This window comes from Xanthomonas sp. MLO165, assembly GCF_018831305.1.
GTDB lineage: Bacteria > Pseudomonadota > Gammaproteobacteria > Xanthomonadales > Xanthomonadaceae > Xanthomonas > Xanthomonas arboricola.
This window is the reverse complement of the sequence record NZ_CP029263.1, coordinates 226,332-244,259: the sequence shown is the minus strand read 5'-3', so window position 1 is coordinate 244,259 and position 17,928 is coordinate 226,332. Positions and strand designations below refer to the sequence as shown.

Here is a 17,928-nt window from a genome sequence, read left to right as displayed (position 1 = left end):
GTGAGCTGCTTGGACGATGGCGTCGGCAGATGAAAAGCCGCAGTGACGTATCGATGGCATAGGGACGCGGCGGCGCGTCACTGATCAACGCTTGCCGCGGGTAGTGTCGGCAGCCTCAGCTCGATCGAGGCATCGTTGGGATAGATGCGCGTGCAGTAGCGCTTCCATCGGCACAGCGACCCTCACCCCACCCCCTCTCCCATGGGAGAGGGGCTTTAGCGCCAGATCAGCGACGTTTGCGGCCCGGGCCGAGTTTGCGGGTGACGGTGTTGCGGCCCAGACCCAATCGCGCGGCGGCTTCGGCACGGCGGCCCTGGGTGAGTTGCAGGGCGGCTTCGAGCAGGGTCTTGTCCAGGCGTTCGCGGGCTTCGGCGTGCAGGCCCTGGGCGCCTTCGCTCAGGCGTTGCGCGGCCCAGCTGGAGAGCATCTCGTCCCATTGCCCGTCACCGCGGCCGGCACGCTGGCGGCGGCCGCCGCGCGCCAGTGCCGATTCCACGTCCACCACGTCGATGATGTCAGCAGTGGCCAGGGCCGCCAAGCGCCAGCAGACGTTTTCCAGCTCGCGCACGTTGCCGGGCCAATCGTATTGGCGGAGTTGTTCCAGCGCGGCCGAGGACAGCCGCTTGGGCAGCATGTCGAGCTTGCGCCCGGCCATGGCCAGGAAATTCTCGGCCAGCTGCGCGATATCGCCGCGGCGCTCGCGCAGCGGCGGCAATTGCAGGCGCACCACGTCCAGGCGATGCAACAGGTCGGCACGGAAGCGGCCTTGTTCGACCAGCGCCTCCAGGTCCTGGTGGGTGGCGGCGATCACGCGCACATCGACGCGGATCAACTCGCGCCCGCCGACGCGGAAGAATTCGTTCTCGGCCAGCACGCGCAGCAAACGGGTCTGCAGCGGCAGCGGCATGTCGCCGATTTCGTCCAGGAACAGCGTGCCGCCGTCGGCCTGTTCGAAGCGGCCGATGTGGCGTTTGGTGGCGCCGGTGAAGGCGCCGGTTTCGTGGCCGAACAATTCGCTTTCCAGCAGTTCCGCGGGGATGGCGGCGGTGTTGAGCGCGACGAAGGGTTTGCGCGCGCGCGGCGATTCGTTATGCAGCGCGCGCGCCACCAGTTCCTTGCCGGTACCGGTCTCGCCATTGATCAACACCGACAGCGGTGCCTGCGCCAGCCGGCCGATCGCGCGGAACAGCGCCTGCATCGCCGGGGTGTCGCCGATCAGCGAGGCCGAGCCTTCTGCAAAGGGCGTCCCGATGATCTCCTCGACACCGGCATCGGCATCCGGCAGCGCGCGTGCGGCCAAGGCCACCGCATCGTCCAGATCGAAGGGCTTGGACAGGAACTCGTGCGCGCCGCCGCGGAAGGCGCCGGCGGTACTGGCCACATCGGTGTAGGCCGACATCACGATCACCGGCAGTTGCGGGTGCCTGGACTTGAGCTTGTCGAGCAGGCTCAGGCCGTCTTCGCCGGGCATGCGCACGTCGGTGAACAGCAGATCCGGGGTGGGCCGCATGGCCAGTGCCTGCAGTGCGGCGGCGGCACTTTCGAAGCCATCCACGGCGTAGCCGGCATCGCGCAAGGCGGTGGACAGCACGAAGCGGACCGAACGGTCGTCGTCGACCACCCAGATGTGGTGGGATGCGGCGGCGGCCTCAGCCATGCAGATGCTCCTTGTCGTGATCGCCGGCCAGCTCGGGCAACAGCAGGGTGAAAACGGTATGTCCCGGCCGCGAGCGGTAGGTCAGCGTGCCGTGGTGTTCGCGCGAGACCTGCTGGGCCAGCGCCAGGCCCAGGCCGCTGCCCTCGGCGCGGCCGCTGACCAGCGGCAGGAACAGGTGCTCGGCCAGTTCCTCCGGCACGCCGCCGCCGTCGTCGATGATCTCCAGCCGCAGCGACATCGCATGGACGCGGTCGCGGATGCGCTGGCCGTGCTCGACGCGGGTGCGCAGGGTCACCCGCGTGGCGCCGGCCTGGAACGCATTGCGCACCAGATTCCACACCGCCTGGGTCAGGCGGTCGCCATCGCCAAGGATGTCGGGAATGCTGGGGTCGTAATCGCGCTGCACCTGCACCGACCAGCCGCCCTCGGCCTCGGCCAGGCGCAGCACACGCTCGAGCACGACGTGGATGTTGAGGCGGTCGTGCGGGCGCGCCGGCGTGGGCGAGAGCAGGCGTTCGAGCAGGGTATTGAGGCGTTCGATCTCGGTGCCGATCAACTCGATCAGCTCGCGCTCGTCCTCGTCGCGCCCGGCCGAGCGCCGCGCCAGCAACTGCGCCGCACCCTTGAGCCCGGCCAACGGATTGCGCAGTTCGTGCGCCAGGCCCTTGAGCGCGGCGCTCAGGGCATTGGGCAGCGCGTGGGTGGGATCCAGCGCGGGGAATTCGTCGACCGGATGGGTTTCCAGCAGCCAGCCGCCGTCGTCCAGCCGCGACAGCCAGCCTTCGGCAAAGCGCGGCGCGTCATTGGGCAGGCCCAATGCCAGCCGATGCAGGCGCAGCACGTCGCGCTCGTCGTTGAGCAGGAAACGGGCCAGCGCATCGCCCTGCACTTCCAGCGCGGCCAGCGGTTGATCGACCAGACGCCGCGCACTGACCCCGAGCCAGCGCGCGAAGGCCGGATTGACGCCCAGCACGCGGCCCTCGCGGTCGGCCCAGGCCACCGGTGTGCCCAGGCTGTCCAGCGACGGGAGGATGGACGACATCAGCATTGCACCAATTTAGTGCAAGCACGATCGGCCTGCGCATATGGCGCGCAAAACGAAGCATGCAGGCAAGGCATCGGGGCCGGACGGCAGCAGGTCGCACCGATCCAGCGGACATCCGCGCCGACAGTCACAGGCGTGGGGCTGGTCATGCAGGCACCTCGGCAGTTGGTCCGCGCCCAGCGGGGCAACGGGGAGAACGGACCCGGCACGGCTGTCCCGGCCGGGTCGTTGCGCCACCCGCGGCAGCGTGGCCGCGGGTGTGCATGCTCAGGACTCGTATGCCGCTTCGCCGTGCGAGGTGATATCCAGGCCCTCGCGTTCGGCTTCCTCGGTGACGCGCAGGCCGAACACCAGCTTGGCGACCAGGAAGCCCACCACCGACACCACGCCGATCCACACCAGGGTGATGCCCACGCCCAGCGCCTGGATGCCGACCTGATGCACGATGTCGTAATCGCCGCCCTTCTGGCCGCCCAGCGAGGCCGCCGAGAACACGCCGGTCAGGATGGCGCCGATGATGCCGCCCAGGCCATGCACGCCGAACACGTCCAGGCTGTCGTCGGCGCCCAGCAGACGCTTCAGGCCGGTGACGCCCCACACGCACAGCACGCCGGCGGCCAGGCCGATGACGATCGCACCGAACGGACCCACCGTGCCGCAGGCCGGGGTGATGCCGACCAGGCCGGCGACCATGCCCGAAGCCACGCCCAGCGCCGACGACTTGCCCTTGATGATCTTCTCGGTCAGCGACCAGCCCAGGATGGCAGCGGCAGTGGCCAGCAAGGTGTTGAGGAAGGCCAGGGCCGCACCGGCATTGGCTTCCAGGTTGGAGCCGGCGTTGAAGCCGAACCAGCCCACCCACAGCAGCGAGGCACCGACGAAGGTCAGGGTCACGTTGTGCGGCTTGATCGCCTCGCGGCCCAGGCCGGCGCGCTTGCCGACGAAGTAGGCGCCGACCAGGCCGGCGATACCGGCGTTGATGTGCACCACGGTACCGCCGGCAAAATCCAGCGCGCCCAGGCCGAACAGGTACCCGCCGGTGGCCCAGACCATGTGCGCCAGCGGCAGGTAGCCGAAGGTGAACCAGATCACCGAGAACAGCAGCACCGCGGCGAACTTGGCGCGTTCGGCAAAGGCGCCGACGATCAGCGCACCGGTGATGCCGGCAAAGGTCGCCTGGAACGCCACGAACACGTATTCCGGCAGGCTCACGCCCTTGGTGAAGGTGGCTGCCAGCGTCTCGATGGTCACGCCCTTGAGCAGCGCCTTGTCCAGATTGCCGATCCACGGGCCTTCGCCGGAGAACGCCAGGCTGTAGCCGTACACCACCCACAGGATGGTCAGCAGCGAGAACACCACCGCGACCTGGATCAGCACCGACAGCACGTTCTTGGCACGCACCATGCCGCCGTAGAACAACGCCAGGCCCGGTACCACCATCAGCAGCACCAGCAGCGTGGAGGTCAGCATCCAGGCGACATCGCCCTTCTCCACCACCGGCGCGGCTTCGGCGGCGGCCACCGGTGCGGCGGGCGGCTGCGCCGACGGCAGCGGTTCGGTGGTGACCGGTTCGGTCGGCAGCGGGGTGACCTGCGGGGTGGACTGCGCGTGCGCGCTGCCCATGCCGCCCACCACCAGCGCGCTGAACAGCATCAGCATGCAGACACTGTAGAACCGGGCTTTCCACCCGGCAAAAAGGGCTGTCTTCATAAGAACTCCGGGGGTGGGGGACTCAGAGCGCATCGGCGCCGATCTCGCCGGTGCGGATGCGCACGACTTGCTCGATCGCGGTCACGAAGATCTTGCCGTCGCCGATCTTGCCGGTGCCGGCGGCGTTCTGGATCGCCTCGACCACTGCGTCCAGCCGGTCGTCGGTCACCACCGTCTCGATCTTGATCTTGGGCAGGAAATCGACGACGTACTCGGCGCCGCGGTACAGCTCGGTGTGGCCTTTCTGGCGCCCGAAACCCTTGACCTCGGTCACGGTGATGCCCGACACGCCTGCTGCGGACAGGGCCTCGCGGACCTCGTCGAGCTTGAACGGCCGGATGATGGCGGTGATCAATTTCATGCGCATACCCCGAATGGTGGAAAAGACCGGCCGGCATTGCGCCGCCCGGCGGTGTCATTCACCTGGATGCCAACCCCGGCATCCGCGCGTTCGCGATTACGCAGACCTCGGCCGATGCAGATGCATCCGCCCCGTGGGAGAGGTCAGGCCCGCGCGTCGCGAACTGTGTGCTCTCTCAATACCCCTTCGCTCCACGGCCGGTGCCGTGGAGCGATCAAACATGTGCGGCGATGGCGGAGGTGGGAGGGGGGGCCTCCGCCATCACCGCGGTGGAACTCAGTTGCCGTAGTACAGCTGGTACTCCAACGGGTGGGTCGCAGCACGGAACTTGGTGACTTCCTGCATCTTCAGCGCGATGTAGCCGTCGATGAAGTCGTCGCTCATCACGCCGCCGGCCTTGAGGAACTCGCGGTCCTTGTCCAGCGCTTCCAGCGCCTGATCCAGGCTGGAGCAGACCTGCGGGATCAGCTTCTCTTCTTCCGGCGGCAGGTCGTACAGGTCCTTGTCGCTCGGCGCGCCCGGGTCGATCTGGTTCTTGATGCCGTCCAGGCCGGCCATCATCAGCGCGGTGAAGGTCAGGTAGCCGGACTGCAACGGATCGGGGAAGCGCATTTCGATACGGCGCGCCTTCGGGTTGGTGACCCACGGAATGCGGCACGAGGCCGAGCGGTTGCGGGCCGAATAGGCCAGCATCACCGGCGCCTCGAAGCCCGGGACCAGGCGCTTGTAGCTGTTGGTGCCGGAGTTGGAGAAGGCGTTGATCGCACGTGCGTGCTTGAAGATGCCGCCGATGTACCACAGCGCCATCTGCGACAGGCCGCCGTAGCCGTCGCCGGAGAACAGGTTGACGCCGCCCTTGGTCAGCGACTGGTGCACGTGCATGCCCGAGCCGTTGTCGCCCACGATGGGCTTGGGCATGAAGGTCGCGGTCTTGCCGTTGCGGTAGGCGACGTTCTTGATGATGTACTTCATCGTCAGCAGTTCGTCGGCCTTCTGCACCAGCGAGCTGAACTTGGTGCCGATCTCGCACTGGCCGGCGGTGGCCACTTCGTGGTGGTGCACCTCGGTCTCGATGCCGACCTGTTCCAGCGTCTTGATCATTTCCGCGCGCAGGTCGTGCAGCGTGTCGGTCGGCGGAACCGGGAAGTAACCGCCCTTCACGCCCGGACGGTAGCCGCTGTTGCCGCCGTCGTACTTGGCGCCGGTGTTCCAGGCAGCCTCTTCCGAGCCGACCTGGAAGAAGGTGTGGCCCATGTCGTTGGCAAAGCGCACCGAATCGAAGATGAAGAATTCCGGCTCCGGGCCGAAGAACGCCTGGTCGGCGGTGCCGGAGGACTTCAGGTAGGCCTCGGCACGCTTGGCGATGCCGCGCGGGTCGCGCTCATAGCTCTGCATGGTGGCCGGATCGAGGATGTCGCAGGTCAGCACGATGGTCGGATCGGCGAAGAACGGATCCAGATACGCAGTGCCGGCGTCCGGGAGCAGGACCATGTCAGACTCGTTGATGCCCTTCCAACCCGCGATCGAGCTGCCGTCGAACATCTTGCCTTCTTCGAACAGCGCCGGCTCGATGATGTTGGCCGGGAAGGTGATGTGCTGCTGTACACCACGCATATCGACGAAGCGCAGGTCGACAAACTCGACCTTGTTGTCCTTGATCAGCTTTTCAACATTTTCCACGGACATCGGAAGAAACCTCTGCAGGAGTTAAGTGGCTCGTGAGCGGAACTACAGCAGGGACCATGCCAAGCACCGGATCTTCACAAGTCCTTGATTTTGCTTGCATCGCTTGAGGCCGCTCACGTCTAGCTAGCACCTTTTAGGTGCTAAGCAATCGCATGGTGCACCGATATGGTGCATGCCGCAATGCACTATCCTGACGCCTCCCCCATCCCCTCTCCAGTCCGATGTCCGATCTGATTTCCGCCCTGCTGTTGGGCATTCTCGAAGGCCTCACCGAATTCCTGCCGATCTCCAGCACCGGCCACCTGCTGATCGCCGAACAATGGCTCGGACGCCGTTCTGACTTCTTCAACATCGTCATCCAGGCCGGCGCGATCCTGGCGATCTGCCTGGCGCTGCGGCAGAAGCTGTGGACCCTGGCCACCGGCCTGGGCCAGCGCGACAACCGCGACTACGTGCTGAAGATCGGCGTGGCCTTCCTGGTTACCGCGGTGGTCGGGCTGATCGTGCGCAAGGCCGGCTGGCAGCTGCCGGAAACCGTGCACCCGGTGGCCTGGGCGTTGCTGATCGGCGGGCTGTGGATGCTGGTGGCCGAGCACTTCGCCGGCAAACTGCCCGAGCGCGATGTGGTGACCTGGAAAGTGGCCATCGCGGTCGGTCTGGCGCAGGTGGTGGCCGGTGTGTTCCCCGGCACCTCGCGCTCGGCCTCGGCGATCTTCCTGGCCATGCTGCTGGGTCTGAGCAAGCGCTCGGCGGCGGCAGATTTCGTGTTCATGGTGGGCATCCCGACCATGTTCGCGGCCAGCGGGTATGCCCTGCTGGAGATGTACAAGGAAGGTGGCTTCGGCAGCGAGAACTGGGCCGATGTGGCGGTGGCCTTCGTGGCGGCGACCATCACCGGCTTTGTGGTGGTGAAGTGGCTGCTGGGCTACATCAAGAAGCACCGCTTCACCGTATTTGCGGTCTACCGCATCGTGCTGGGCGCGGCCCTGCTGCTGTGGCTGCCGGCGCTGGCCTGAGACGGCCACGCGGTCGCGTGTCGTGCCGGCTGAGCCGGCGCGGCATGCGAGGCACATGGCCGGGCAGTGACTTGCGTCATTGCCCTGGCCGTGCGGTGGCGGTATCACTGACATATCGATCACCGGGAGCCGCCGCATGCGTGCCGTGTTGTTTGCCCCTGCACTGCTGGCAGCGGGCGTGACGGCCTGCGGGTCGAGCGCGCCGCCGCAGGCGCCCGGATCCAGCGCCGACGCCGCTGCCGCCGAGCCGGCCACGACCAGCTCAATCGCCGCCGACAACGCGCCACTGCAGGCCGCGTTGCGGGCGCAACACTGGCAGCTGCAGCAGGCCAGCGATGCGCACGGCACTGCCTTGCGCAGCCTGTTCGTCGCCGGCACACCGCCCTTGCAGCTGGATTTCAGCGATCACCGCATCCAGGTCAGCCAGACCTGCAACGCCTTGGGCGCCGACTACAGCGTGGCGCAGGCGTATTTGCAGATCGGCCGGGTGGTGTCGAGCAAACGCCTGTGCGCGCAACCGCGGCGGATGGCCCAGGAACGCGCTGCCAGCGAGTTGCTGTCCGGCCGCTTTGCGGTGGCGCTGAACACCGCGCAGGCCTCGCCGCAGCTGACCCTGACCCGCAGCGACGGCACCCGGCTGGTGTTCGGCGGTGTCGCCACGGCCGACACCCGCTACGGCGGCCGCGGCCAGACGCTGCTGATCGAAGTGGCGGCCGACACCGTGGCATGTGGGTCCGACCCGGCGCGCCAATGCCTGCAACTGCGCGAACAGGATGCGGCAGGGCAGCCTGTCACCCAGACCTGGCAAGTCTTCGAGGGCAAGATCGAAGGCTTCGAGCACGAGGCCGGCATCCGCACCCTGCTGCGCGTCACCCGCTACCCGGCCGCCGCAGGCACGGACGGCGCGCCGGTGTACGTGCTCGAGCAGATGATCGAAGCCACCGGTTGACCGGTGTGGCGGCGATCGTGCGATTGACGCCGCCCGCACCAGGTCACCATGGACCGCAACCGGCCTGCGCCGACCTGACCGGTGGCGCAGGACCTTGCGTTGCCGTCAGCGCAGCGCCGGATTCAGCGTGTAGGTGCCGTGCAACGCCGCCTCGGCCAGCACGTGGCCCTGGATCGCCGCCAGCACATCGGCCGCGGTGAAGGTCTCGGGCAGGCTGAGCTGCGCCACGTCCAGCGCAAACACGCGGAAGAAATAGCGGTGCACCCGTAGATCGTTGAACGGCGGGTACGGGCCGTCGTAGCCCAGATAATTGCCAGCCATGTCGGCATTGCCGGCAAACCATTCGGTATACGAATTCAGGCCCTGGCGCGCACCGGCCGGGCCGGCCGGCTGCTGCTTGCCCTTAGGCACGAAACCGTCGCTGCAGCTGCCTGCGGCGATCTCATGCACGTCGGCGGGGATGTCGGCCATCGCCCAATGCACAAAATCGGTGCGTGGCTGATCGACCGGAATCTGCACATCGTCGCGGCCCACGGTTTCCGGCACGGTCGGCACATCCGGATCCAGGCACAGCAGCGCGAACGAGCGCGTGCCGGGCGGCACCTCGCTCCAGGCCAGATGCGGGTTGCGGTTGGGCGCAAAGCCCTCGGGCGTTCCGGCGGCAAATTCCACCGCGATAGGCTTGCCGTTTTCGATGCTGTTGCTGGTCAGGCGCATGCAGGAGTCTCCGAGGCAATGAGGCCGACCAGGGTGCCTGGGTCCGCGCCGCAGAGGAAGCCATCGCCATGGAACCCTCTGGTGCGCCCGGCCGGGTTTATCGCGGCCGGTTCACCCCGCCAGCGAACGCCGTGGCCGCGTGATCATGCATCGGCAACGTGGACACTGCAGCGCCCGCGTGCGCGTAGCAGGGAGCGCCATATTCAGCCGGCCAATCTGCCCCGATTCGTAGGAGCGGACCTGGCCGCGACGGGGCGTTATCGGTAAAGCCACATTATTCGGTGGCGACGCATCGTCGGTGGCCGCGTTCATCGGTAACGCCTCGTCGCGGCCGGGGCCGCTCCTACGAGGTGGTGCGGGCTGCGCCGCCGATGGCATGCCGCATCGGGCGCCGGCCGCCCACCGGGCAGTGAGCGCCACATTCGTTCGCCGGCCAATCTGCCCCGATTCGTAGGAGCGGACCTGGCCGCGACGGGGCGTTATCGGTAACGCCACATCATTCGGTGGCGACGCATCGTCGGTGGCCGCGTCCGTCGGTAACGCCTTGTCGCGGCCGGGGCCGCTCCTACGGGGTGGTGCGGGCTGCGCCGCCGAAGGCCGCCCCGGGCGCCGGCCGCGCCCACCGGGCAGTGAGCGCCACATTCGTTCGCCGGCCAATCTGCCCCGATTCGTAGGAGCGGACCTGGCCGCGACGGGACGTTATCGGTAACGCCACATCATATCGGTGGCGACGCATCGTCGGTGGCCGCGTTCATCGGTAACGCCTCGTCGCGGCCGGGGCCGCTCCTACGAGGTGGTGCGGGCTGCGCCGCCGACGGCATGCCGCACCGGGCGCCGGCCGCGCTCACCTGGCAGTGAGCGCGGCCGTGCTGAGCGGTGCTCAGTCCTGCGGGTAACCGAAGCGCACCGCGATCAGCGTGAGCAGATCGAATTGCGCGCCCAGTACATTGCGGTAGTTGCGCCAGCGACCCGCGGCCAGGCGGGCCGGGCCGCGCGGTTCGACCAGCGGAAAGCGCAGGCCGAACGCCTGTTCCAGCGCGGTGGAAATGCCTTGCGGGTCGCTCTCGATGCCGTCCAGGCGGATGATCCGGTGCGGATACAGATCGCGCTCGTGCAGCACGGCGAGCTGTTCCAGCGCCGTCAACAGCCAGTCGGCGGCCTGCTGTGGCGATTGCACGGCCAGCGGTGCCGGCGCGCCGGCCGACAGCCAGTCCAGCAGCATGTCGCGCGGGTCGCGCAGCGCGATCGCCAACCGGCCTTCGGGCAGGTGCGGGCGCAGCGCGGTCAGCAGGGTGTTGTCCCACCACAGCAGCCAGTCGATGACGTTGCCGTCGTCGATACCGCGCCGCGGCAGCTGCGCCTTCCAGCCTTCCACCAGCGCCATCGGCGCCAGCTCGCCGGACGCCAGCTGCTCGACAGTGCGGTAGCTCTGCAGCGCATCGGACGGCGGCGTGCTGCCATAACGATCGTCGCGCACCAGCGGGGTGGCCGCGCTCATCACCGCGACCAGGCGTTCGACATGCGAGCCGGGCGTGCCCCAGACGAACAGCGGCCGTGCCGTCACGCTCTCGGGAATGGTCCCCAGCTCCGGCCATTGCATCGGCTGCTTGGCGGCCAGCGGCGGCAACGGCAGGCGGTGCTGGGCCTGTTCGCGCTGGAACTGCATCCAGGTCGCCACGGCCGCCTCGGGCTGGCCGGCGCGGTCCTGCACATTGCCCAGCCACGGCCGCAGCACGGTCTGCTGTGGCTCGGGCAGCGAGTCGATCAGCGATTGCACGCAGGCGATCGCCGCCGGCGGGTCGCGCTCCAGCAGCGCCTCGACGATGCGCTGCTCGCCGCTGAGGCGGCCCGGCTCCACCGCCACGATCTGGCGCGCCACCATTTCCGCCTGTTCGGCATGGCCCTGCATGTCGTGCACGCGCATCAGCGCTTCCAGTGCCGGCAGATGCTCGGGCATGGCCAGCAGCCAGCGCTCGATCACTGCCTGCGCCTGCGGCCCGCCGACCGGCTCCACCGCCAGCCGCGCCAGCCACAGGTCGTGCGCATTGGCCGAGGTGGCCAGCGCCGCGTCCAGGGTGTCGCGCGCATCGTCCACCGCGCCCAGCCGCTCCCAGGCGGTCAGCAAGGCATGCAAGGTGCGGCGGTCGGCCGGCCAATGCGCCAGCGCCAGGCGCAGGTGCGCGGCGGCCTGGTCGGGGCGGCCGGCCTGCAATTCCATCTCGCCGGCGAGCCGGCGCATGGCCGGGAGATCGCCGCCGGGCTGGGCGAACACACCCTGCATCGCGGCCAGCGCATCGTCCAGGCGGCCCTGGCGCTGGGCCAGCTGGGCGATGAAGGCGCGCAGCGCCGTACCCGGTGGATTGAGCTCGACCACGCGCTCGAAGGCGCGCTCGGCAAACGCGAAATGCTCCTTCTGCAGATACGCAAAGCCCAGCGCGAACATCACCCGCGGGTCGTCGGGCAGTTGCTCGGCGGCGCGGGTCAGCAGCGACAGCGCGCGCTCGCCCTGGCCGCGGCGCAACTCCACCACGCCATCGACGGCCAGCAACTGCGGGTGCTCGGGCGCCAGACGCGCGGCAGTGCGGCTCAGCCGCTGCGCCTCGTCCAGATCGCCGCGCGCCACCGCCAGATGCGCCTGCATCACGTAGGCGTTGAACTGGTTGGGGTCGAGCGCGGTGGTGCGCGACAACGCGTCGTCCGCCGCCGACAGCTCGCGCATCGCCAACAGCAGGCCGGCGCGCAGCAGATGCAGATCGGCATCTTCCGGCGTCAGCGTCAGCGCGGTTTCGATGCTGGCCAGCGCCAGCGCCGGTTGACCCTGCTGCTGCAGGGCCAGGCCCAGCCAGCGATGCGTGGCGGCGTTTTCGGGCGCGCTGAGGACCCACTCGCGGGCCAGCGCCACCGCATCGTCGGCCGCGTTGCGGCGCAGGGCTTGAAGAATGGCGTCTTGCATGGCGGAGGGCGTGTCCAGGACAAACGCCTATTGTAACGATGCGCGGGGTGCCGCCGACCTACGCCTGCGCCGCCAGCCGCTCGGCCACCCAGCGTTCGGCGAAACCATCGCCGCGGGCATTTTCCAGAAAGCCGCAGTGGCCGCCCCAGCGCGCGATTTCCAGCTGCGCATGCGCCGGCAGCTGCCAGGCAGCGAAATCCTCGAACGGAATGACCGGGTCGTCTTCGGCCATCAGGATGTCCACCGGCACCTGCAGGCCGGCCAGGCGCTCGCCGGCGATCGAATAACTGTCGAAATACGCTTCCAGCGAGCCATGCCCAGTGTGCTGCTCGGCCAGCCAGGCCATCAGCCCGCGCATGTCCAGCGCCAGCGTGGCGTCGTCGTAGCCGTGCTGATCGGGGAACAGCTTGCGCTTGCGCAGCAGCGACTCGCGCCATTTGCGGCGGAAATACCAATCGTAGAACTGCGGGCCCTTCTCCAGCTGCAGCATCGTCGCCGCCGGATCCAGCAACGGGCACACCGCCGCCACGCGCGCCAGCGGCAGCCCGGCCGCCAGTGCCCGCAGCGCCAGCCGCAACGCGAAATTGCCGCCCAGCGAATAGCCCGCCGCCAGCAACTGCGGCGCGGGAAACCGCCGCCACAGATCGCCCGCCGCATTGACCACTTCCTCGATGCGATCGGAGTGGAACAGGTCCACGTTGAGGTGGTGCGTGCCGCCGTGGTCGCGGAAATTCAGCCGGAACACCTGATAGCCCAGGCCGAGCAGGCGCGCGGCGGTCAACCGCATGTAATTGGACTCGGCACTGCCCTCCCAGCCGTGCAGCAGCAGCACCGTGCCGCGCACCGGGGCATCGCCGGGCGGGATGCTCATCCAGCCCTGCAGGCGCACGCCGTCGCCGCCGTCGAGAATGTGTTCGCTGGTGACCGCGCCGCTGGCGGCCAGCAACTGGCGGCTACGGAGCCGGCGCAAGGCACTGCTGCCCAGCACCGATTGCACATGCGGATTGCGCAGCCAGCGCGGCGGCAGATAGTCGGAGGCGTTCATGCGCTCATCGGGCCAGACAAGGGGGTGCCAGCCGCAGGGGTGATGAGCGCTTGCATCGTCGGCTCAGGACTCCATTGCCGCAATGATGCGTTGCCGCGAGGTATCGGCCAGGCGGCGGCGTCCTTCGATATCCAGCGCGCGGATCGGCTCGAGAAAATGCACCTCGGCCAGCCGCGACGGCTCGCCGAGCAGACGCACGATATTGGCGAAGAAACTCTCGCGCTCGCCGAACGCCACCACTGCCTGCGCATTGCCGCGCTCGCCGTAGCGCAGTGCCACCGGCTGCACCGGCACGCCGGCCTCGACCGCGGCCTGGAAGATGCGTGCGTGGAACGGGCCGACTTCGGTACCGCCACGGGTGCGGCCTTCGGGGAACACACCCACCGGCTTGCCGCTGCGCAAGCGCAGCAGCATTTCCTGCAGCACCCCACCCAGCGATTCGGTATTGCCGCGCTGATGGAAGATGGTCTGGCCCTTGGTCGCCAGCCAGCCGACCAGCGGCCAGCCGGCGATCTCGCGCTTGGCCACAAAGCCCATCACGCGCTGGCTGTGCAGCATCGAGATGTCGACCCAGCTGACGTGGTTGGCCACGAACAGGGTCGCGCCCGGCAGCGGGGTGCCGAAGCGCCGCAGGCGGAAGCCGAAGATGCGCATCAGGTTGCCCTGCCACCAACGGATCATCAGCTCGTCCAGGGTGTCGTCGCGCCCGGTGCGGATGCGCGCCAGCGGCGGCGTCACCACGCACAGCATGGTGATCGGCAGGCAGATGCTCAGATGCACCAGCAACAACGGCACCCGATACAGGTACCGGAACCAACGCAGCACGCTGCCAGCGTCGCGCGTGGCGTCCAGGGATGACTCGCTCATTGACGGAACCGGACCGGTACCAGGGGAAGGAAGCGCAACTATTGTGACAGCAGCGTGGCCTGCGCGCAGTGCCCGCCGCGGGTGGCGCTGTTCCACCCATGCACTTGCACGGCGTGCTCAGCCATTGCTGCGCGGGACCACGGCCAGGGTCAGCCGCGAGACGCAGACGCGCTTGCCGGCCGGATTTTCGATGCTGATGTCCCAGACCTGGGTGCTGCGCCCCACATGCACCGCACGCGCGGTGCCGGTGACCAGGCCATCGGTGGCGGCGCGCAGGTGATTGGCATTGATCTCCAGCCCGACGCACATCTGCGCGGTCATGTCCACGCACAGGTTGCCGGCGCTGCTGCCCAGGGTTTCGGCCAGCACCACCGACGCACCGCCGTGCAGCAGGCCGTATGGCTGCTTGGTGCGCGCATCCACCGGCATGGTGGCGCTCAACCAGTCGTCGCCGGCGGCGGTGAACACGATGCCCAGATGTTCGATCAAGGTGTCACGGCTGGAGGCGTTGAGGGCGGCCAGGTCGACGGGTTCGCGGAAGGTCATAGGCTGGGGATTGGGGATTGGGGATTGGGGATTGGGGGAATCGGGAATCGGGAATCGGGAATCGGGAATCGGGAATCGGGAATCGGGAATCGGGACAGCATCTGCGGCGCTGGGATCTGATGCAACTGCCTTTGGCTGGCGCTACGAGCCAGGCCGCGATGGTGACTTCGGCGGATGGCGGTGTGTGGCGCGCCGCCCATTTACCTACCGCAGCGCACCGCGCCATTGCAGCGGTGCGTCGCTCCACGATGCACCGGTTGCCACGCGCCGTCTCGATGCCGGCCCCAGGCCGGCACCGCTGCGATCAGAGGATCGGCACCAATCCCGCACCGAAGGCGGTCAGCATCCGCACCAGCAGCCACTTCGGGCCGACATTGACCTCGGGGAAATCGCCTACCGCCACATAGCACTGCCGGAACTGCGGGTCCTGGCGCTTGAGCGGGAACGGGCAACCCGGCCCCGGCTGAAACTCGTAATTGGTGGCGTAGCGCCAGGGCCAGAAATCCAGCACCGGCAAGGCTTCGGACACCTTGCCCACGCTGTAGTTCAATCCGCTCAGCACCGGCGGCTTTTCGCGCGGGGCCACGGTCCAGGCATTTTCCGGCGCCATGTCGCGCTCGATGCTGGCCGCAAGCGCCTGCGCAAAGCGCGCATCGTCGATCACCACCGCCGCTTCGGTGTTGTAGTTCTCGCTGCGCGGATCGAAGTTGTGCGTGCCGATCACGCCGATGCGGCGGTCCACCACCAACGACTTGGCATGCAGGCCCATGCGTGCACCGGCACGGGTCACCGGCAGCGGCCTGTTGACCGCGCGCGTGCCCAGGAACGAAGGCCGTGTCTCGGTGCGCAACACGCGCCGATCGACCTCGCTGCCGCCGGGCGCACGGCCTGCGCCACCCCCGCTGCCGCGGATCGCAGTGCCGGCCGTGCCACCGCCACCGCCACCACTGCCACGCATGGCGTTGCCGGCCGCACTGCCGCCGATCACCCGGTTGACCCGACCATCGTCTTCGGCCGGCTCGGCCGCCGCGGGATTGAGCGGATCGGGCACCAGGTTGGCGTACTCCACCGGCGCGTTCAGCGGGAACGGCTTGAATTCATAGACGTTGAAGCCCAGCTCGCGCATGTTGCGGCGTTTGAACTTGTACGACAGCGCATACACGATCGGGTTGTCGGTGGCGGCCAGGCTATTGGTCGACACCACGATCCGCGGCGGTTGCGGGCGCTGGCGCAATGCGCGGAAGATCGCCTGCGCCTCGTCGGACAGCACCAGATACGGCGTCTGCAGCAGCACTTCCTGCTGCGCGCCGGCAATCAGGCCGTCCAGCTCGGGCGCGGTGGACACCGCCTTGGCGGCGTGCTCCTTGCGATGCTTCTGCGGCAGGTCGGCCACGTACAGCACGCGCTGCACCGGCATGGCCGGGGTCACGAACGCATCGCGCACGAACTGCGGATCGCGCGCCTCCTGATCGACCCGCTCCACCCGATCGGGGCGGCGGAACGTGGCCGGCGGCATCTTGGGCGCGCCCTGCTCCAGCAGCAGGCGCCCGACATCGTTCAGACGCTCGGCCGGCACGCTGCGGCGCGCGCGCCAGAACGCATCGAAATTGGCGGCCATCGCGCGTACTTCCGGCCCGGCCAGGATCACGTCGCGGTCGCGGAAGTTGTACTCGCTGTCCCAGTCGTAATAGTCGTCCTGATAATTGCGGCCGCCGACCACGCCGAGCACGTCGTCCACCACCAGCAGCTTGTTGTGCATGCGCTGGTTGAAGCGACGGAAACAGCACACCACGCTGCCGGCATAGTCGAAGTAATTGAGCTTGACCTTGCCGAAGGTCGGGTTGTAGATGCGCAGCTGCAGGTTTTCGTGAGTGCTGGCCAGCGCACCGAGAATCTGCAGATCGGCGATCGCCGAAAGCTGATCGATCAGGATGCGCACCTTGACCCCGCGCTGCGCCGCATCGGTCAACGCATCCAGCACCATCCGCGCGCTGTCGTCCTTGTCGAAGATGTAGGTCTGCAGGTCGATGCTGCGGGTAGCGCTGCGGATCAGGTTGAGCCGCGCCACCAGCGATTCTTCGCCGTGATCGACGATGGTGGCGTAATGCCGCGGCGCGGCCGGCGTGGAGGCGGTGATCGCCTCGCCACCCAGCGCGCGCAGCGGCGAGAGCTGGGCGCAACGATTGGCCTGCGTGCAGCTGACCACGGTGCTGCGGGCAGCGGCCGCCACCCCGGCGGCACGGTTGCGTTCGATTTGCGACAGGCCGGCGCATCCGGTGCCGAGCAACAGCGTTGCCAGCACAAGCACCCTCAACAGGAACCTCACGGGCGCCGCGCCTCCTGCAACCGCCCACGCAGAATGAACGTCACCCTGTCGCCCAGGGCCATCTGCCACGCATTCATTCCGTAACGTCCACGCAGGACCGTACCTCGACTGATTACATCGCAATCATAGCCCGGACGCGCGCATTCAGCCGGCACCACGTGCAGGGTCTCGATGTGGGTGATTCCGCGAATGGTCAGGTTGCCGGTGATGTCGCCGCCCTTCTTCACCACCTCCGCGGTATAGGGAAACGACTCGAATTCCACCACCGGATACTGCGCGACGTCGAAAAAATCCTCGCCGCGCATCCACGCCGTGTAGCGGTCCTTGCCGGGAATTTCCACCTGCGTGGCATCCAGACGGAAGCGCACCTGCTGGCGCCCGTCAGGCAATTCCGCCAATTCACCCCGAAAGCGCGGGAAGAACCCCTCGATCTTCATGCCGAAGCGCGTCCTGATCTCGAACCCGAAGCGCGATTGCACCGGATCGATGGAATGCAGCTTCTGCTGCGCCATGCAGGGAAGAGCGACCCAGAGCGCGAGCCAGGCAAACCAGCGCAGCGACGATGACACGGATCAAGGCCACCAGAAGGCGGTCAGGCGGGCGATGCCCGGTTCGATGGCCGCATCCAGCGGCAGTGCCAGCAGGGCGATCGCGGCGGTCGGCATGCCGCGGTAGTCGCCGGTCTGGCCGCTGTGCATCAAGGCGGCCAGCCGTTCCAGGCCTGGGTTGTGGCCGACCAGCAGCAGGCGCTCGGCATCGCGGTGTTCGTCCACCAGGCTGGCCAGGGTGCCCGGCGTGGCGTCGTAGATCCGCTCGTCCAGGCGTTGTTCGATGTAGCCGGTGAGTTCCAGCACCGCTTCCAGCGTCTCGCGCGCACGTCGCGCCGGCGAGCACAGCACGCGGTCGGGCACCAGGCGCTGCTCGCGCAGCCAGCGGCCGGCAGATTCGGCCTCGGCGATGCCGTGCGGGGACAGCGGGCGATCCAGATCGGCCTGGCCGGTATCGGCCGGTTCGGCGTGGGCGTGTCGCAGCAGTATCAGTTCGCGCATG

15 protein-coding genes are annotated in these 17,928 nt (G+C 68.1%); 2 read left to right on the top strand and 13 right to left on the bottom strand.

What is annotated here, in order from left to right:
* Nucleotides 1-226: 226 nt before the first annotated feature.
* The 5 genes from ntrC to glnA all read right to left on the bottom strand — a co-directional run bounded on the left by ntrC (nt 227) and on the right by glnA (nt 6,459).
* Nucleotides 227-1,657, bottom strand: a complete 1,431-nt coding sequence (gene ntrC / locus DGN21_RS01025) for a nitrogen regulation protein NR(I) (protein ID WP_102255371.1) — start codon at nt 1,655-1,657, stop codon at nt 227-229.
* Complete coding sequence (locus DGN21_RS01020; protein ID WP_016903409.1) at nt 1,650-2,705, bottom strand: ATP-binding protein; 1,056 nt, start codon at nt 2,703-2,705, stop codon at nt 1,650-1,652. Before DGN21_RS01020 ends, ntrC begins: the two co-directional genes overlap by 8 nt.
* A gap of 264 nt (nt 2,706-2,969) precedes the next feature.
* Entirely contained in the window at nt 2,970-4,412 is a 1,443-nt protein-coding gene (locus DGN21_RS01015; protein ID WP_024940499.1) for an ammonium transporter, read from the bottom strand.
* 22 nt (nt 4,413-4,434) lie between these two features.
* Nucleotides 4,435-4,773, bottom strand: a complete 339-nt coding sequence (locus tag DGN21_RS01010) for a P-II family nitrogen regulator (RefSeq protein WP_002808480.1) — start codon at nt 4,771-4,773, stop codon at nt 4,435-4,437.
* A 276-nt stretch (nt 4,774-5,049) separates the two neighbouring features.
* Nucleotides 5,050-6,459, bottom strand: a complete 1,410-nt coding sequence (gene glnA / locus DGN21_RS01005; RefSeq protein ID WP_016903411.1) for a type I glutamate--ammonia ligase — start codon at nt 6,457-6,459, stop codon at nt 5,050-5,052.
* 221 nt (nt 6,460-6,680) lie between these two features.
* Here glnA and DGN21_RS01000 point away from each other — a divergent pair, with 221 nt between their 5' ends.
* Together DGN21_RS01000 and DGN21_RS00995 are read left to right on the top strand one after the other, a co-directional pair.
* Nucleotides 6,681-7,475: an undecaprenyl-diphosphate phosphatase gene (locus tag DGN21_RS01000; RefSeq protein ID WP_047124532.1), complete on the top strand. Its 795-nt coding sequence runs from the start codon at nt 6,681-6,683 to the stop codon at nt 7,473-7,475.
* A gap of 136 nt (nt 7,476-7,611) precedes the next feature.
* Nucleotides 7,612-8,424 (top strand): META domain-containing protein, encoded by an 813-nt coding sequence (locus tag DGN21_RS00995; protein WP_126965473.1) that lies wholly within the window; start codon nt 7,612-7,614, stop codon nt 8,422-8,424.
* 105 nt (nt 8,425-8,529) lie between these two features.
* Here DGN21_RS00995 and DGN21_RS00990 read toward each other — a convergent pair whose 3' ends face one another.
* The 8 genes from DGN21_RS00990 to DGN21_RS00955 form a co-directional block, all read right to left on the bottom strand.
* Entirely contained in the window at nt 8,530-9,141 is a 612-nt protein-coding gene (locus DGN21_RS00990) for a YbhB/YbcL family Raf kinase inhibitor-like protein (RefSeq protein ID WP_005912167.1), read from the bottom strand.
* 880 nt (nt 9,142-10,021) lie between these two features.
* Nucleotides 10,022-12,094, bottom strand: a complete 2,073-nt coding sequence (locus tag DGN21_RS00985) for a tetratricopeptide repeat protein (RefSeq protein WP_126965474.1) — start codon at nt 12,092-12,094, stop codon at nt 10,022-10,024.
* Between the two features lie 58 nt (nt 12,095-12,152).
* Complete coding sequence (locus DGN21_RS00980; RefSeq protein ID WP_126965475.1) at nt 12,153-13,139, bottom strand: alpha/beta fold hydrolase; 987 nt, start codon at nt 13,137-13,139, stop codon at nt 12,153-12,155.
* A 63-nt stretch (nt 13,140-13,202) separates the two neighbouring features.
* Entirely contained in the window at nt 13,203-14,102 is a 900-nt protein-coding gene (locus tag DGN21_RS00975) for a lysophospholipid acyltransferase family protein (RefSeq protein ID WP_181116495.1), read from the bottom strand.
* 21 nt (nt 14,103-14,123) lie between these two features.
* Nucleotides 14,124-14,552 (bottom strand): hotdog fold thioesterase, encoded by a 429-nt coding sequence (locus DGN21_RS00970; RefSeq protein WP_046345313.1) that lies wholly within the window; start codon nt 14,550-14,552, stop codon nt 14,124-14,126.
* A gap of 304 nt (nt 14,553-14,856) precedes the next feature.
* A complete protein-coding gene (locus tag DGN21_RS00965; protein WP_126965334.1) occupies nt 14,857-16,878 on the bottom strand; it encodes a phospholipase D family protein in 2,022 nt (673 codons plus the stop codon).
* A complete protein-coding gene (locus DGN21_RS00960) occupies nt 16,875-17,447 on the bottom strand; it encodes a YceI family protein (RefSeq protein WP_024939492.1) in 573 nt (190 codons plus the stop codon). Before DGN21_RS00960 ends, DGN21_RS00965 begins: the two co-directional genes overlap by 4 nt.
* 3 nt (nt 17,448-17,450) lie before the next feature.
* Entirely contained in the window at nt 17,451-17,927 is a 477-nt protein-coding gene (locus DGN21_RS00955; RefSeq protein ID WP_016904234.1) for a histidine phosphatase family protein, read from the bottom strand.
* Between the last annotated feature and the right edge of the window lies 1 nt (nt 17,928).

Excerpts from the sequence above, each read along its gene's own strand:
- ntrC (WP_102255371.1), bottom strand. The coding sequence starts at position 1,657 with ATGGCTGAGGCCGCCGCCGCATCCCACCACATCTGGGTGGTCGACGAC.
- DGN21_RS01020 (WP_016903409.1), bottom strand. The coding sequence starts at position 2,705 with ATGCTGATGTCGTCCATCCTCCCGTCGCTGGACAGCCTGGGCACACCG.
- DGN21_RS01015 (WP_024940499.1), bottom strand. The coding sequence starts at position 4,412 with ATGAAGACAGCCCTTTTTGCCGGGTGGAAAGCCCGGTTCTACAGTGTC.
- DGN21_RS01010 (WP_002808480.1), bottom strand. The coding sequence starts at position 4,773 with ATGAAATTGATCACCGCCATCATCCGGCCGTTCAAGCTCGACGAGGTC.
- glnA (WP_016903411.1), bottom strand. The coding sequence starts at position 6,459 with ATGTCCGTGGAAAATGTTGAAAAGCTGATCAAGGACAACAAGGTCGAG.
- DGN21_RS01000 (WP_047124532.1), top strand. The coding sequence starts at position 6,681 with ATGTCCGATCTGATTTCCGCCCTGCTGTTGGGCATTCTCGAAGGCCTC.
- DGN21_RS00995 (WP_126965473.1), top strand. The coding sequence starts at position 7,612 with ATGCGTGCCGTGTTGTTTGCCCCTGCACTGCTGGCAGCGGGCGTGACG.
- DGN21_RS00990 (WP_005912167.1), bottom strand. The coding sequence starts at position 9,141 with ATGCGCCTGACCAGCAACAGCATCGAAAACGGCAAGCCTATCGCGGTG.
- DGN21_RS00985 (WP_126965474.1), bottom strand. The coding sequence starts at position 12,094 with ATGCAAGACGCCATTCTTCAAGCCCTGCGCCGCAACGCGGCCGACGAT.
- DGN21_RS00980 (WP_126965475.1), bottom strand. The coding sequence starts at position 13,139 with ATGAACGCCTCCGACTATCTGCCGCCGCGCTGGCTGCGCAATCCGCAT.
- DGN21_RS00970 (WP_046345313.1), bottom strand. The coding sequence starts at position 14,552 with ATGACCTTCCGCGAACCCGTCGACCTGGCCGCCCTCAACGCCTCCAGC.
- DGN21_RS00955 (WP_016904234.1), bottom strand. The coding sequence starts at position 17,927 with ATGCGCGAACTGATACTGCTGCGACACGCCCACGCCGAACCGGCCGAT.